The following is a 13,800-nucleotide window of genomic DNA, read 5'->3' on the forward strand; positions in this document are numbered from 1 at the left end:
GCCATTCGGCGGGGGCATGAAAAGGAGAGGCCGTGCCGATGCCGCAGGATTCGCGCTGGGACCCGGAGATGCTTCGCTTCACCCGCGCGATGGAGGCCGCCGCCCTGCCCGATCCGATCCCGGACATCACCCGGGACACGGCGCGGAACCTCGCCGCCGGGCGGGCGCGGACCGAGGCGTTGAACCTGCCTCTCGCGGCCGGGGGCCATGCCATGGCGGAAAGCCGTGATCTGCGGCTGGACCTGCCCGGTGGCCCGCTATCCTGCCGACTCCACCGCCCGCATGGGGAAGGCGGGCATGGTGGCACCCTGCCGGTGATGGTGAACCTGCATGGCGGCGGCTGGGTCTGGAACAGCGTCGATACGCATGACCGGCTGTTCCGCGCCTATGCCCATGCCGCGGGCTGCGCCGTCCTGGCACCCGACTACAGCCTGTCGCCCGAGGCCGCCTTTCCCACGGCGCTGGAACAGAGCGCGGCAGTGGTGCGCCATGTGGCGGCGCATGGCGCCCCGCTGGGGCTGGACCCCGCGCGCATCGTGCTGGGCGGCGATTCGGCCGGCGCCAATCTCGCCCTCGCGGCGGCGCTGCTGCTGCGCGAGACCGATCCGGGCCTTACCCTGCGCGGGCTGCTGCTGGCCTATGGCTGCTACGACGCCCGCTGCGGCACGGAAAGCCAGCGCGAATTCGCCGAGGGCTTCGGCCTGACGCGGGAAAGGATGAAGCTGTTCTGGCGCCTCTACGCACCGGAGGAGGAGGCCCGGATGAGCCCCCTCGCCTCGCCGCTCTTCGCCGATCTCCGTGGCCTGCCCCCGGCCCTGTTGCAGATCGCGGAGCTGGATGTGCTGCGCGATGACAGCCTCGCCATGGCCGGGCGGATGCGGGAGGCGGGGGTAGAGGTGCTGTCGCGCCTGTTTCCCGGCACGGTGCACGGCTTCCTGCGCGCCCAGGGCCGTGTCGGCGCGGCCGATGAAGCGGTGGCGGAAGCGGGGCGCTGGCTGCGGGAAAGGCTCGCCTGAGCCCTCCCGGCCAGCCCGCTCCCCGCCCGCGATCAGCCCTTGGCCGACAGCGCCCGCCTCGCCGCCTCGGCGAGGTAGCTGCTGGCCACCGGCAGCACGCGGTCGTCGAAATCGTAATGCGGGTTATGCAGTTCCCGGCCGCCCTCGGCGGGGCCGTTGCCGATCCAGACGAAGGCCCCCGGCACCTTCTGCAGGAAGGCGCTGAAATCCTCTCCGGTCATCGCCGGCGCCATGTCGCGGCGCAGGGGGGCCACGGCGGCGGCGGCCCCGGCAGCCAGTTCGCGCTCCGCCGGATGATTGACCGTGGCATCCACCCCGGCCAGCACCCGTACCTCGGCCTGCACGCCGAAGCCCGCTTCCAGCCCGGCGGCGATGGCCTTCAGGCGCTCGATCATCAGCGCGCCGACCTCGTCGTCGATGAAGCGGATCGTGCCGTCCAGCACCACCTCCGCCGCGATCTGGTTCGTGGCCTCGCCGCCATGGATCGTGGTCAGGCTGCACACCGCCGTCTTCATCGGGTCCACCGAACGGGCGACGATGGACTGCGCGGCGGTGATGGCATGGCCGGCCGCGAGGATCGGGTCACGCGTCAGGTGCGGCAGGGCGGCATGCCCGGCATGGCCCCGGATGACGATCTTGAAGCGCCGCCCGGCCGCCATCACCGCGCTGTCATGAACGGCAATGGTGCCCACCGGCAGGCCCGGCCAGTTGTGCCAGCCGAAGATCCGGTCCATGGGGAAACGCTCGAAGAGACCGTCCGCCACCATGGAGCGGGCCCCACCCCCGCCCTCCTCGGCGGGCTGGAAGACCAGATGGACCGTGCCCGACCAGCTCCTGTCCTCCAGCAGCAGAGCCGCCGCCCCGAGCAGCGCCACCGTATGGCCGTCATGACCGCAGGCATGCATCACGCCCGGCCGCGTCGAGGCCCAGGGCAGCCCGGTCGCCGCCTCCTGGATCGGCAGCGCGTCCATGTCGGCGCGCAGGCCGACCGAGCGGTTGCCGCCGCCGCGCCGCAGAGTGGCGACCAGCCCATGGCCGCCGATGCCCTCGGCGATCTCGGTCACGCCAAGCTCGCGCAGACGTGCGGCCACATAGGTCGCCGTGGGGCCCTCATCCAGGGTAGGGGCAGGGTTGGCGTGCAGATGGCGGCGCCAGCCGGTCAGGGTCTCAACGAGTTCCGGGTTCATGGTTTTGGGGGATAGCCCGTTCATTGCCGATGCTCCATCGTCTTCCGGCCCTGCTCGCCTCTTTCACCCTCGTGGCCGCGATGCCGGCGGAAATATCGCTGGGCCAGGGGTTGCCCCAGGGCGGCGATCCGCCGTCCACGGTGCCTTCCGCACAGGCGGCCTCTCCTGCCACTGAATCCGGATCGGGGGATCAGGATGCCGGGGACGAGGTCACGGTCCCCTACGAGACCGAGTTCCGCCCGACGGGGGATTCCGCGGTCGATTCCGCGATCTCCAGCATCTCCTCCCTGAAGCGGCTGCAGAGCCTGGCCCCCACCTCGGCCGAGGGGCTGGTCGCCCGCGCGCTTCAGGAACAGGGGCTGGTCACACGCGCGCTGCGGGCAGAGGGCTTCTATGCCGGGCGCCCGGAGGTGCTGATCGACGGCCAGGCGCCGGATACGCCGCAGCTCGCCGCACGGCTCGCAGGCCGGAAGCAGCCGGTGAAGGTGACTGTCGGCGCCGCGCTGGGGGAGCGGTTCCGGATCGGCGTGCTCCGCGTCGCGCCGGCGGAGCCAGACCGCGACCTGGGCGCCGCCGGCGAGGTCACCGGCCTCGCCAAGGGCGATCCCGCCCGGGCCGAGGACGTGATCGCCGCGGGCGACCGACTGGTCACCGCCCTGCGCGACGCCGGATACCCCTTCGCCTCCATCCCCCGGCGCGAGGTGACGGTCGATTTCGACACGCATCTGATGGACGTGGTCTATCACCTCCAGCCCGGGCCGCAGGCGCGCTTCGCCACGCCGGAGGTGGAAGGCGCCACCCGTGTCAGCCAGCGCATGCTGAACGCCGTGGCCGGGCAGCTCACGGACAAGGAATACAGCCCGCAGACCCTGAACCGGGTGCGGCGGGACCTGGTGGACCTCGGCGTCTTCGGCATGGTGCGGGCGCAGGAAGGCACGGCGCTGGACGGCAGCGGCCGCCTGCCGGTCACCTTCCTGGTTTCCGAGCGGCCGCGCCGGGCCCTGGGCGCCAGCGGCGCCTACGAGACCCGCAACGGCCCGACCGCGACGGTGTTCTGGGAGCACCGCAACCTCTTCGGCGCCGCCGAGCGGCTGCGGCTGGAAGGCTCGATCGGCCGGACCACGCAGAGCAGCGCAGGCAACAGCTTCAACGCCCGGGTGGGCGCCAATCTCCGCTCGCCCTGGATCTTCGGCCGCAACATGACGCTGGTGATCGACACCGCTGCGATCCGCGAGCGCCTGCTCGCCTATGACCGTGACGCCATCACCGGCGCGGTGTCGATCGAGACCAAGCCCGATCCGCGCCTGACCCTGGCGGGCGGCGTGATCGGCGAGTTCGGCAGGACGAAGGAGTATGGGGCGAGCAAGCGCGACTACCAGCTCGTCGGCCTGCTCGGCACGGCCTTCTGGGACGATACGGACAGCCTGCTCGACCCCTCGCGCGGGGTGCGGCTGAACGGGCTGATCTCACCGATCTATGCCATCAATGGCGGGCAGACCTTCGTGCGGATGCGCGGCACCGCCACCGCCTATCACGACCTCACCAGCGACAGGGGCACCATCCTGGCAGGGCGCAGATCTCCGTCGGCAGCATCCTCGGCACCTCCTCCTATTTCGACGTGCCACCGCATATGCGCTTCTATGCCGGCGGCGGCGGCTCGGTGCGCGGCTATGACTTCCAGCGCATCGGGCCGCGCCGCAGCAACGACACGCCGACCGGCGGCCTCTCGGTCGTCGAGGCCAATCTGGAGGTGCGGCAGCGCATCTCGGGCGCCTGGGGCATGGCCGCCTTCATCGATGGCGGCAGCGTGCAGGAGGACAGCGCGCCCGGCTTCAGCAACCTCGCCTTCGGCGCGGGCCTCGGCGTGCGCTACGCCACCGCCATCGGCCCGATCCGCGCCGACGTGGCCTTGCCGCTGAAGAAGCTGCCGGGCGATTCCGGCTATGGTCTCTATATCGGCATCGGGCAGGCCTTCTGATGCGGCGCGCGCTGAAATGGGCCGGCATCCTGCTGCTGGTCCTGATCCTCCTCCCCGTCGTCGTGGTCGGCGGCGTGCTGGTCTTCGCCAACACCTCGCCCGGCCAGGCGATGATCGCCCGGCTGGCCGGGCAATACGTGCCCGGCCTGACCATCGAGGGGCTGCATGGCGGCCTGCCCTTCGGGCCACGCATCGACCGGATCACCATGGCCGATGCCAAGGGGACCTATCTGACCGTCGAGGATGCACTGCTGGAGGTGGATCTCGGCGCGCTGCTGCGGCGGGAGGTGCGCATCCGCCGCCTCTATGCCGGCCGCCTGGATTTCGAGCGCGTGCCCGAAAGCACCGCCCCGGCGCCGGAGCCGCAACCCAGCGAGCCGGGCGGCAGCCTGATCCCGTCCCTGCCCCAGCTTCCGGTCGGGCTGGCGCTGGAGGCGCTGGAGGTGAAGCGGCTGGAGATCGGCCAGGCGGTGGCCGGGATGCCGGCGGCGCTGAACCTGCAGGCCGGCGGGCGGCTGGGCGGCGATGGCGCCTTCCTGGGCGTGAAGGCCCGGCGTCTGGACATGCCCGGCGCGCTGGATGCCGATGTCGCCCTGGCCCCCGGACAGCGGGTGAAGCTGAACCTCGCCTATGACGAGCCCGCGGGCGGCATGGTGGCCGGGCTGCTCGGCCTGCCCCCCTCTCCAGGCAGCGCCAGGATCACCCTGGACGGCCCGGCCGAAGGCGCCGCGCTCACCCTCCGCGCCGCCATCGGCGACGCGCTGAAGGCGCAGGCGGATGGCACGCTGGCCCTGCCGGCCACGGGCGGGCTCGGCCTCGTGGCCAAGGGCAATGTCCAGGCCCCCGGCCTGTTGCCCGCCCCCGTGACCGGCGGCGACTTCGCCGTGGACCTGCGCCCCGAGGGCTCCGGGCTGCGGCTGAACAGCTTCCTGGTCTCCGCCGTGCCCGGCCGGGTGGAGGGCAGCGGCTATGTCGGCGACAACAGCGACCTGACCCTCAAGGCGGCGTTCGGCAACTCCGGCGCCCTGGGCAACCTGCTGCCACAGGGCCTGGGCTGGGACGCCATCGAGCTGAACGCCCATGTCACCGGCTCCACCAGCGCCCCGGGCATCGAGGCCCAGGGCGTGGTGCGCCAGCCGCGCATCCCGCAGGCGCCGCCGACCCTGGTGGGCGATGCCATCCGGATGGACCTCAAGGGCGACGGCGAGCGCATCGAGCACCTGACCGTCGCGGGCGCCGGGCTGAACCTGGAGGCCTCGGGCCGCTACCGCGACAGCCTTGATCTCGCGCTCAAGGCCCCGCATGGGCGATGCGAAGGCGCTGGGCGAGCTGCTGCCGGCCGGCATCGGCTGGGGCGCGCTGGAACTGGACGGCACCGTCACCGGCACGCAGCAGGACCCGTCCGTGGACGCGAAGCTGGTGATGCACGACCCGCGCCTGCCGGAGCCCGCCCCTGGCTTGCTGGGCAAGGAGCCCGTGCTGACCCTGCGCGGTGGCCTGAAGCGGATCGATCATCTGGAACTGACCGGGGCGGGGCTGAGCGCCACCGCCTCGGGCTCCTACCAGGACCCGCTGGACCTGACGGCGCAGATCCGCCTCGCCAATGCCGAGGCCACGGGGCAGCCGGTGCGCGGACGGATGCAGGCCGATCTGCATGTCGGCGGCACGCTCGCCGCCCCCACCGTGCAGGCGAAGGTGAACAGCCCCGAGCTGATCGCGAAGGGCCACAAGCTGGAGAACCTCCGGCTCGACGCCGATCTCGCCCGGCTCTCGCCCCCCACCGGCTCGGCGAAGCTGAGCGGCCGGCTGGACGGGCAGCCGCTGAGCCTCGACGCGGCCTCCGAGCTGAACGATCAGGTCCTGCGCATCGAGCGCCTCGCCGCCGCCCTCGGCCCGCTGCGGCTGGATGGCGGCGGCCGCCTCGACATCGCGAAGCTGCTCTTCGACGGGCAGGTGAAGCTGGAGGCCCGCGACCTCGCGCCGCTTTCCGGCATCGCCGGCATGCCACTCGCCGGCGGGCTGAACCTGGAGGCCCGGGGCATGCCGGACAGCCGGGGCGTGCAGGCGGTGAATGCCGATCTGCGCCTGAACCGCCTGACCGCGCAGGGCACGCCGGTCGATGGCACGGTCAGGGCCGAGGGCGCGCTCGACGCGCTGAACCTCCAGGCCCAGATCGCCGCCATGGACGCCCGGCTCAACGCCCGCGCGAGGATCGACGCGGTGAGCGCGGACCGCACGGTGAACCTCGCCGCGCTGGACGTGACCCGTGGGCAGCTCGGCCTCCGCCTCACCGCCCCCGCCACGGTGACGCTGCGGCAGGATGGCGGCATCCGCATCGGCGACATGGCGCTGGCCGCCCGGCCGGGCGGCACGCTGCGGCTGGGTGGGCAGTGGGGGCCGCAGCAGGCCGACCTGCGCGCCACCGTCGCGAACCTGCCAGTGGCCATCGCCAACCTCTTCGTGCCCGATCCGCGCCTCGCCGGCATGGTGAATGCCGATCTCCGCGTCACCGGCGCCACCGCCACGCCGAACATCGATGGCGAGGTGCGCGCCACGGGCCTCCGGGCGGATGCGCCCTATGCCGCCGGCCTGCCGCCCGCCAACCTGACGGTGAACGCGAAGATGCGCGGCCAGGCGATCGAGGCGGTGGCCAATCTGGTCGCCGGCAGCGCCGCCCGGATGACGCTGGAGGCGCGCCTGCCGCAGGGGGCGACCGGGAATGCGCCGGTCCAGGCCAGCCTGCGCGGCAACGCCAATCTCGGCACGATCACGGCGCCGCTGCTGGCGGCGGGCGCCAACCGGGCGACCGGGCAGCTCACCATCGATGCCCGCGCCGCCGGCACGGTCTCCGCCCCGCAGCTCAGCGGTGGGGCGACGCTGAGCAACGGCAGCTTCCGCAACCTCGAATACGGGGCGGCGCTGCGCAACATCGCGGCGCGCATCACGGCGCAGGGCGACCGCATCGTACTGGAAAGCCTGACCGCCAGCGGCACCAAAGGCACGCTGAGCGCCCGGGGCGAGGCGCGGCCCTTCGCGCCGGGCCAGCCACTGCGCATCGCCCTGACCAGTCAGGGTTTGCAGCCGGTGACGAGCGATCTCTTCACCGGGCTGTTCAACACCGACCTGCTGCTGGATGGCGGGCTGGCCTCCGGCCTGCGCGCCTCGGGGCGCATCGAGATCCCCGAGGCCACGCTTGGCATTCCCACCGGCCTGCCCGGCAGCGTGGCGGATCTGGGCCATGTGCGGGAGATCGGGCGCGGCGCCCCGGCGCCCGCATCCCCCGGAGCAGGGCGCGGCACCGCCACCCCGGCCGCCGCGCGCCAGCCCGATCCGCAGGCGGCGCCGATCGCGCTCGACATCAATGTGGTGATCCCCGGCCGCTTCTATGTGCGCGGCCGCGGGCTGGATGCGGAGATGGAGGGCAACCTCAAGGTCGGCGGCACCGCCTCGGCGCCGAACATCAATGGCTCGCTCGACATGGTGCGCGGCACCTTCACGCTGATCGACCGGCGGCTGAGCTTCTCGCGCGGCAACCTCGCCTTCCATGGCGGGGTGATGCCGGATCTGGACTTCCTGGCCACCAGCACGGTCCAGTCCACCACCATCAATGTCGCCATCTCGGGCAAGCCGACCGAGCCGAAGGTGGAGTTCACCTCCTCCCCCGAACTGCCGCAGGACGAGGTGCTGGCGCGGCTGCTCTTCGCCCGCTCGACCAGTCAGCTTTCACCCTTCCAGATCGCCCAGATCGCCCAGGCCCTGGCGGGTGCGACCGGGGCGCTGGGCAGTGATTCCGATGGCGGCTTCTTCGGCCGCATCGCGAAGCGGCTGGGCCTGGACCGGCTCGGCGTGGATTCCACATCGTCTGGGAGCTGGGCGTCAAGGCCGGCGGCTATGTGGCGGACGGCGTCTATGTGAACGTCGATCCGGGGGCGACGACGGGCCAGCCGCGCGTGGGGGTGGAGATCGAGCTGACCCCGCGCCTCAGGCTCAAGAGCAGTTCCGGCACGGACGGGCAGAGCGCCGGACTGTCCTACGAATATGAATACTGACCGGAGCGAAGGGGCTGGCGGGCATCCAGCAGCCCCCCTTTGCCGTTTTCCGCCCGGTGGAATAGCTTATGTTCACACAGTGTTCAGGGGATGTGAGCCCGATGCGTGCCTTCGAGGGCCAGTTCAGCGACAACAAGCCGATCCAGCGGAACCGCGAGGAGAAGCGCCGCCTCCTGCGCGAGCTGGAGGAGACCCTGGCGGGGATGAAGGCGCATGCCTCGCCCAGCCTGCGCGAGAGCCTGCGCACCCGCATCCAGGCGCTGCGCGCGGAACTGGCGCCGCGCGGCTGATCCGAGACGGAGGGGTGCCGTTCCCCTGCGGAACGGCACCTTACATTACCCCGGTTCATCATCCGGGGGCGCGATGGCCGGAAGGGAACTCGCCCCTTCCGGCAGCACCACCCAGGCGACGGCCTCAGCCCGCCAGGGTGCCGAGCAGACGGGCCTGGGCGCGGGCGCCGCGGGTCAGGCAGCGCCACTCGAACTTCTCGTTCGGGCTGTGCACCTGGTCGTCATCCAGGCCGAAGCCCATCAGCAGCGAGTCCAGCCCCAGGATCCGCTTGAAGCTCTCCACCACGGGGATGGAACCACCGCAGCCGATCATCGCCGGGGCCTTGCCGAACTCCTCGGTCAGGACCTCCTTGGCGGCGGCGACGAAGCGGTTCTCCACCGGCACCACCACGGGCGCGGCGAGGCCGAAGACCTGGACATCGGCGGTGCAGTCCTTCGGCAGCCGCGACTGCACGAACTCCTTGATGCCCGCCACGATCCTCGCCGGGTCCTGCTTGCCGACGAGGCGGCAGGAGAGCTTGGCATGCGCCTCGGCCGCGATCACCGTCTTGGAGCCGTCGCCGGTATAGCCGCCCCAGATGCCGTTCAGGTCGCAGGTCGGCCGGGCCCAGAGCCGTTCCAGCGCGCCGAAGCCGCGCTCGCCCGCCGGCACCGACAGCCCGACATCGCCGAGGAAGCGCGCCTCGTCGAAGCCCAGCTCCGCCCATTGCGCCGCCTGGGCATTGGAAACCGGCTCCACCCCGTCATAGAAGCCGGGGATCTGCACGCGCCCGTCCTCGTCCTGCAACTCGCCTAGGATCCTGGTCAACAGGTTGATCGGGTTCCGCGCGGAGCCGCCATACATGCCGGAATGCAGGTCGCGGGAGGCGGCGCGCAGGTCGATCTGCACATAGGCCATGCCGCGCAGCCGGGTGGAGATGGCGGGGGTCTCGAAATCCCACTGGTTGGTGTCGCTGACCACCACGACATCCGCCACCTTCAGCTCTGCGGCGTTCTCCCGCAGGAAGGCGTCGAGGCTGGGCGATCCCACCTCCTCCTCGCCCTCGATCAGCGCCGTGACACGGACCGGGATGCCGCCGCCGACCTCGTGCCAGGCGCGCAGCGCGGCGAGCCAGGTCATCACCTGCCCTTTGTCGTCCACCGCGCCGCGCGCGACGACGCGGTCGCCATGCGGGCCGGAGGTCACCGTCGGCTCGAAGGGCGGGCTGGTCCAGAGCTCGAAAGGCTCGGCCGGCTGCACATCGTAATGGCCGTAATAGAGCAGGTGTGGCGCGGAGCCGGATTGTGGCCCCGATTGTGGTCCCGGATGATGCGCCACCACCACCGGATGGCCCGCCGTGTCACGCACCCGCGCCTCGAAGCCGATGGCGCTGAGCTCGGCGGCGAGGAACTCGGCAGTGCGGCGGCAATCGGCCGCATGGGCGGGCTGGGCGCTGACGCTGGGAATGCGGAGGAGCTCGAAATACCGCTGGCGGAGCTGCGCCTCCTGCTCGTCCAGGTGTCGCAGCACAGTCTCGGTCCGACTCATCGCGTCTCTCCTCGCAAGGGTGCGCAGGTTCCGCCCCAGCGGCGCGTCCCGCAAGGGTGGCACGAGCAGGAACCGGCCCGCATTGACGCGGGGCGGCAGCATGTCATCATACGGGGCATGATTCAGGCCCAGCCCCTCGGCGAAGCTATTACCCGCGTCCTGACATGGCGCGGCAAGGATCAGTCATTCCCGATTGAAACGAGGCCGCCGGAAGGCGGCACACTCGTTCCTGCATCCCTCCGGCGGCCCCTGCCGGAGCGCCGATGCCATGACCCCCTCCCTTCCCCCCGCTCATGCGGAAGAACCGTCCCTGCCCGGCCTCGGCCTGATCGGCGCGGGCGCCTTCGGCAGCTTCTGCCTGCCGCATCTGCGTCCCTTCTTCCGCATCCATCTCGCCGATCCGCGGCCCGACCTGACGGAACTCGCCGCCCGCCACGGGGTCCGTGCCGTCAGCCTGGCGGAGGCCGCGGCTCAGCCTTTCGTGCTGCTCGCCGTGCCGGTGGCCCAGGTCGCGGCGGCGGGCGCCGCCATCGCCCCGCATCTGCGCCCCGGCGCACTGGTGGTGGATGTCTGCTCCCTGAAGCTGGAGCCGCTGCGCCTGTTGCAGGAGGTGCTGCCCGGCTCGGTCGATCTGGTCGGCACCCATCCGCTTTTCGGGCCGAACAGCGGGCGCGGCGGGATCGCCGGGCTGCGCATCACCGTCTGCCCGGGGCGCGGGCGCCGGCACAGGCTGGTGGCACGCTTCCTGGAACGCGCCCTCGCCCTCACCGTGATCCGCTCCACCGCCGAGGCGCATGACCGGGAGATGGCACAGGTGCAGGGGCTGACCCATCTGGTCGCCCGGCTCGTGGACAGCCTCGCCCTGCCGCGCCCCAGCCAGACCACGCCGAGCTTCGAGCAGTTGATGCGGGCGGTGGAGGCGGTGCGGGACGATTCCGAGGCCCTGTTCCGGGCGATCACCCAGGAGAACCCCTTCGTCGCGCCGCTGACGGCCCGCTTCTTCGCCGCGGCGTGCGAGATGCAGGCACGGATGATGCCCACCACGGCATCCCTGCCTCTCTCCGGCATGAGGGAAGAGCCGATGGAGGATGCCGCCTGACGGGGGCCGCCCCGCCAGACGCATAGCGCCGGGCCGCGGAAGCCTCGGCTGCCGCGGCCCGCATCATCTCTCCCCGGTCAGTCTCCCGTATCGGGCACCAGGCCGGCGGCCTTGATCCCAGCCACGGCAGCGGCCTCGTCCTTATCGGACAGGTCGCCGGACACGCCGACAGCGCCCAGGATCCTGCCGGCGGCATCCCGCAGCAGCACGCCGCCCGGCACCGGCACCGCGGAGCCGCCGGTAAGGTCGGATAGGGCGTTCATGAAGGCCGGCATGTTCTGCGCCCGCCGGGCCAGCTCGCGCCCACCGAAGCCGAGCGCCAGCGCCGCATTGGCCTTGCCCTGGGCGATGCCGGGGCGGAGCAGGCTGCAGCCATCCTCGCGCAGCATGCCCTTGAGCTGCGCCGCCTGGTCCAGAACCACGACGGTCAGGGGCGCGAGGCCGAGGCGGCGGCCTTCCGCCAGCGTTTCGCGCAGGATCGTCTGCGTGGCTTCCAGCGTGACGCCGTGATCGAAGCCGGTCGGGGGATTGGCCATGGTCGAGCCTCCGGAAATGCGATCCCGCAGAACAACCACGACCGGCCGCCCGCAGCCAGCCCCCGAGACATCCGAATCCGCGTGGTCGCGCGCTCAGGGCGCCGGTTCGGGGCGTTCCATGCTGTAGGGCAGCGGCGTCCAGCTCTCGCCATCGAAACTCCAGGAACGTCCGTCGGTCGTGTCGATCAGGAAGGCCGCCACGCCGCCTTTCGGCAGGCCGCTGCAGACGATCTGGAAACGCCCCACCGGTCCGGTCGCCGATTGCGCCACCGCCGCCAGATCGGCTTCGGCCGGGAAAGGCACCGGGTCCGTGACGTCGCTCATCCTCTTCTCCTTCGCGCGATGCCCTGACGCCGGGCAGGCATGGTCACCCCCGTCAACGCCGGAAGCCGTGGCCGGCTGCCTGCGCCCTGCTGTGTCGTCTTGCATCGCCCAAGCGGCTTATGCCTTGCCCGGCTTTGCGGCAGACCAGTGCGGCGCGACAGCAGCGAAGGAGACTCGCTCCATGAAGTACAGACAGCTCGGCCGCAGCGGCCTCACCGTCTCGGCGGTCTGCCTGGGGGGCAATTCCTGGGGTGCCGCCGGCCGGCGAGCCTGGGGCGCCTTCGACGAGGAGGGCTCGAAGCCCTTCTTCCGCACCGCGCTCGATGCCGGAATCAATTTCTTCGACACGGCCGATGTCTACAACCTGGGCGAGAGCGAGCGGATCATCGGCACCACCCTGCTGCGCTTCGCGAAGCGCGAGGAGGTGGTGGTTTCCACCAAGATCGGCAACGCGATGAGCGACCGGCCCAATGGCACGGGCGTGGGCCGCAAGCACCTGCGAGAGGCCATCGACGCCTCGCTGAGGCGGCTCGGCACGGATTACGTGGACCTGCTGGAAATCCACCGGCTGGACGCCGTCACCCCGATCGAGGAGGTGATGGAGGCGCTGAACGACATGGTGCGCGCCGGTAAGGTCCTGTACATCGGCGGCTCCACCATGCCGGCCTGGCGCTTCGCCCAGATGTGCGCCGTGGCGCAATACCGCGGCTGGGCGAAGCCGGTGGCGATGCAGAACCTCTACAACCTCGTGCAGCGGGAGGAAGAGCGGGAGATGATCCCCCTCTGCCTGGAACAGGGCGTCGGCCTGGTCCCATACTCGCCCCTGGCACGCGGCTTCCTGGGCGGCAACCGGAGCCGTGCGGGGGCGGAAAGCCAACGCGCGAAGACGGACAAGATCGCTGACGGCCTCTTCCGGGAAAGCGACTTCGCCGTGCTGGACGCGGTGACGGCCATCGCGGCGGCGCGCGGGGTGAAGCCGATGCAGGTCTCACTGGCCTGGCTGCTGAGCAAGCCGGTGATGGCCGCGCCGATCTTCGGTGTCTCCGATCCGGCGCAGATCGCCGATGCGGCGGCCGCGACGGACATCACCCTGACGCCGGAGGAAATCGCCTCCCTGGAGGCGCCCTACGCGCCGCGCGCCACCGCCTGAAAGCGGAACGGGGCGCCTTCCTCGTGGAAGGCGCCCCGTCCGATGACGTCAGGTCCGGAAGGGTTATTCGGCTGCGACCAGGGCGCGGTTGCGGCGCTGGCGGATCAGCTTCACCACCAGGAAGAGAATGGCCCCGAAGCCGATCGCCCCCAGGGCATAGAAGGTGTTCTTCTCGCCCAGCCAAGCCACGGCATACCAGCCCGCGCCCACGAAGGCGCCGGCCCAGATCCCGGCGGCCACGAAGTTCAGCAGCATGAAGCGCAGGCGCGGCATCCCCGCCACACCGCAGGCAGCGGCAGCGACGTTGCGGATGCCATAGGCGAAACGGAAGGTCAGGACGAACAGCGCGCCATAGCGTTCCAGAATGCCCATCGCCTGGGTCAGGCGCCGCTCGGCGCCGGGGATCTTGCGCACGGCCTTGGCGCCATAGCGCTGGCCCAGCGTGAACCAGAGCTGGTCGCCCAGGAAGGAACCGCCCCAGACCGAGAACATCAGGATCCAGGGATCGATCAGCCCTGTGGCCCGTCCGGCTGCGGAGGCAAGGAGCACGAAGGTTTCGCCTTCGAAGAAGGCCCAGCAGGCCGCCGCTACATAGGCCAGCGCGCCCCAGTCCGCCCAGAATTCAGCCACCAGATGCGCTCCC

13 protein-coding genes and 1 pseudogene are annotated in these 13,800 nt (G+C 71.4%); 8 read left to right on the top strand and 6 right to left on the bottom strand.

Features of this window, described 5'->3' with window-relative positions; all coding sequences use genetic code 11:
• Nucleotides 1–38 precede the first annotated feature (38 nt).
• A complete protein-coding gene (locus MVG78_RS13680; RefSeq protein WP_247552345.1) occupies nt 39–1,016 on the top strand; it encodes an alpha/beta hydrolase in 978 nt (325 codons plus the stop codon).
• Nucleotides 1,017–1,048: 32 nt separating this feature from the next.
• Here MVG78_RS13680 and MVG78_RS13685 read toward each other — a convergent pair whose 3' ends face one another.
• Nucleotides 1,049–2,203 carry an amidohydrolase gene (locus MVG78_RS13685; protein ID WP_247552347.1) on the bottom strand — a complete coding sequence of 385 codons (1,155 nt, stop codon included), beginning with the start codon at nt 2,201–2,203 and terminating at the stop codon, nt 1,049–1,051.
• A gap of 914 nt (nt 2,204–3,117) precedes the next feature.
• Here MVG78_RS13685 and MVG78_RS22075 point away from each other — a divergent pair.
• Nucleotides 3,118–3,705: pseudogene (locus tag MVG78_RS22075) on the top strand (autotransporter assembly complex protein TamA); the annotation flags it as partial.
• Nucleotides 3,706–3,821: 116 nt separating this feature from the next.
• The gene (locus tag MVG78_RS22080; protein ID WP_428480659.1) at nt 3,822–4,181 is read left to right on the top strand and encodes a BamA/TamA family outer membrane protein; all 360 of its coding nucleotides are present in this window, start codon (nt 3,822–3,824) and stop codon (nt 4,179–4,181) included.
• Here MVG78_RS22080 and MVG78_RS13695 read toward each other — a convergent pair.
• Entirely contained in the window at nt 4,154–5,485 is a 1,332-nt protein-coding gene (locus tag MVG78_RS13695; protein ID WP_247552351.1) for a hypothetical protein, read from the bottom strand. The genes MVG78_RS22080 and MVG78_RS13695 overlap by 28 nt on opposite strands.
• Between MVG78_RS13695 and MVG78_RS22085 the strand changes: the two genes are divergently transcribed.
• The 3 genes from MVG78_RS22085 to MVG78_RS13705 all read left to right on the top strand — a co-directional run bounded on the left by MVG78_RS22085 (nt 5,484) and on the right by MVG78_RS13705 (nt 8,520).
• Nucleotides 5,484–8,096, top strand: coding sequence for a translocation/assembly module TamB domain-containing protein (locus MVG78_RS22085; protein ID WP_428480660.1), 2,613 nt, complete (start codon nt 5,484–5,486; stop codon nt 8,094–8,096). The two genes, MVG78_RS13695 and MVG78_RS22085, sit on opposite strands and share 2 nt — an antisense overlap.
• Nucleotides 8,075–8,230, top strand: coding sequence for a translocation/assembly module TamB domain-containing protein (locus MVG78_RS22090; protein WP_428480661.1), 156 nt, complete (start codon nt 8,075–8,077; stop codon nt 8,228–8,230). Before MVG78_RS22085 ends, MVG78_RS22090 begins: the two co-directional genes overlap by 22 nt.
• A 101-nt stretch (nt 8,231–8,331) precedes the next feature.
• On the top strand, nt 8,332–8,520 hold the full coding sequence (locus MVG78_RS13705) for a hypothetical protein (RefSeq protein ID WP_247552353.1): 189 nt from the start codon (nt 8,332–8,334) through the stop codon (nt 8,518–8,520).
• Between the two features lie 124 nt (nt 8,521–8,644).
• Here MVG78_RS13705 and MVG78_RS13710 read toward each other — a convergent pair whose 3' ends face one another.
• On the bottom strand, nt 8,645–10,048 hold the full coding sequence (locus MVG78_RS13710; RefSeq protein ID WP_247552355.1) for a dipeptidase: 1,404 nt from the start codon (nt 10,046–10,048) through the stop codon (nt 8,645–8,647).
• 268 nt (nt 10,049–10,316) lie between these two features.
• On the opposite strand from MVG78_RS13710, the gene MVG78_RS13715 reads away from it, so the two are divergent.
• Nucleotides 10,317–11,147, top strand: a complete 831-nt coding sequence (locus MVG78_RS13715) for a prephenate dehydrogenase/arogenate dehydrogenase family protein (protein WP_247552357.1) — start codon at nt 10,317–10,319, stop codon at nt 11,145–11,147.
• 77 nt (nt 11,148–11,224) lie between these two features.
• On the opposite strand, the gene MVG78_RS13720 is transcribed toward MVG78_RS13715, so the two are convergent.
• Together MVG78_RS13720 and MVG78_RS13725 are read right to left on the bottom strand one after the other, a co-directional pair.
• Nucleotides 11,225–11,683, bottom strand: coding sequence for a GlcG/HbpS family heme-binding protein (locus tag MVG78_RS13720; RefSeq protein WP_247552359.1), 459 nt, complete (start codon nt 11,681–11,683; stop codon nt 11,225–11,227).
• Nucleotides 11,684–11,776: 93 nt separating this feature from the next.
• On the bottom strand, nt 11,777–12,007 hold the full coding sequence (locus MVG78_RS13725) for a hypothetical protein (protein ID WP_027280911.1): 231 nt from the start codon (nt 12,005–12,007) through the stop codon (nt 11,777–11,779).
• 181 nt (nt 12,008–12,188) lie between these two features.
• Between MVG78_RS13725 and MVG78_RS13730 the strand changes: the two genes are divergently transcribed.
• Nucleotides 12,189–13,157 (top strand): aldo/keto reductase, encoded by a 969-nt coding sequence (locus MVG78_RS13730; protein ID WP_247552361.1) that lies wholly within the window; start codon nt 12,189–12,191, stop codon nt 13,155–13,157.
• Between the two features lie 63 nt (nt 13,158–13,220).
• Here the strand turns inward: MVG78_RS13730 and MVG78_RS13735 are convergent, their stop codons facing one another.
• Nucleotides 13,221–13,787 (bottom strand): DedA family protein, encoded by a 567-nt coding sequence (locus tag MVG78_RS13735; RefSeq protein ID WP_247552363.1) that lies wholly within the window; start codon nt 13,785–13,787, stop codon nt 13,221–13,223.
• Between the last annotated feature and the right edge of the window lie 13 nt (nt 13,788–13,800).

The organism is Roseomonas gilardii subsp. gilardii (assembly GCF_023078375.1).
Taxonomy (GTDB): Bacteria; Pseudomonadota; Alphaproteobacteria; order Acetobacterales; family Acetobacteraceae; genus Roseomonas; species Roseomonas gilardii.

Excerpts from the sequence above, each read along its gene's own strand:
- MVG78_RS13705 (WP_247552353.1), top strand. The coding sequence starts at position 8,332 with ATGCGTGCCTTCGAGGGCCAGTTCAGCGACAACAAGCCGATCCAGCGG.
- MVG78_RS13730 (WP_247552361.1), top strand. The coding sequence starts at position 12,189 with ATGAAGTACAGACAGCTCGGCCGCAGCGGCCTCACCGTCTCGGCGGTC.
- MVG78_RS13710 (WP_247552355.1), bottom strand. The coding sequence starts at position 10,048 with ATGAGTCGGACCGAGACTGTGCTGCGACACCTGGACGAGCAGGAGGCG.
- MVG78_RS13725 (WP_027280911.1), bottom strand. The coding sequence starts at position 12,007 with ATGAGCGACGTCACGGACCCGGTGCCTTTCCCGGCCGAAGCCGATCTG.
- MVG78_RS13680 (WP_247552345.1), top strand. The coding sequence starts at position 39 with ATGCCGCAGGATTCGCGCTGGGACCCGGAGATGCTTCGCTTCACCCGC.
- MVG78_RS13715 (WP_247552357.1), top strand. The coding sequence starts at position 10,317 with ATGACCCCCTCCCTTCCCCCCGCTCATGCGGAAGAACCGTCCCTGCCC.
- MVG78_RS13695 (WP_247552351.1), bottom strand. The coding sequence starts at position 5,485 with ATGCGGGGCCTTGAGCGCGAGATCAAGGCTGTCGCGGTAGCGGCCCGA.
- MVG78_RS13720 (WP_247552359.1), bottom strand. The coding sequence starts at position 11,683 with ATGGCCAATCCCCCGACCGGCTTCGATCACGGCGTCACGCTGGAAGCC.
- MVG78_RS13685 (WP_247552347.1), bottom strand. The coding sequence starts at position 2,203 with ATGAACCCGGAACTCGTTGAGACCCTGACCGGCTGGCGCCGCCATCTG.
- MVG78_RS22085 (WP_428480660.1), top strand. The coding sequence starts at position 5,484 with ATGGGCGATGCGAAGGCGCTGGGCGAGCTGCTGCCGGCCGGCATCGGC.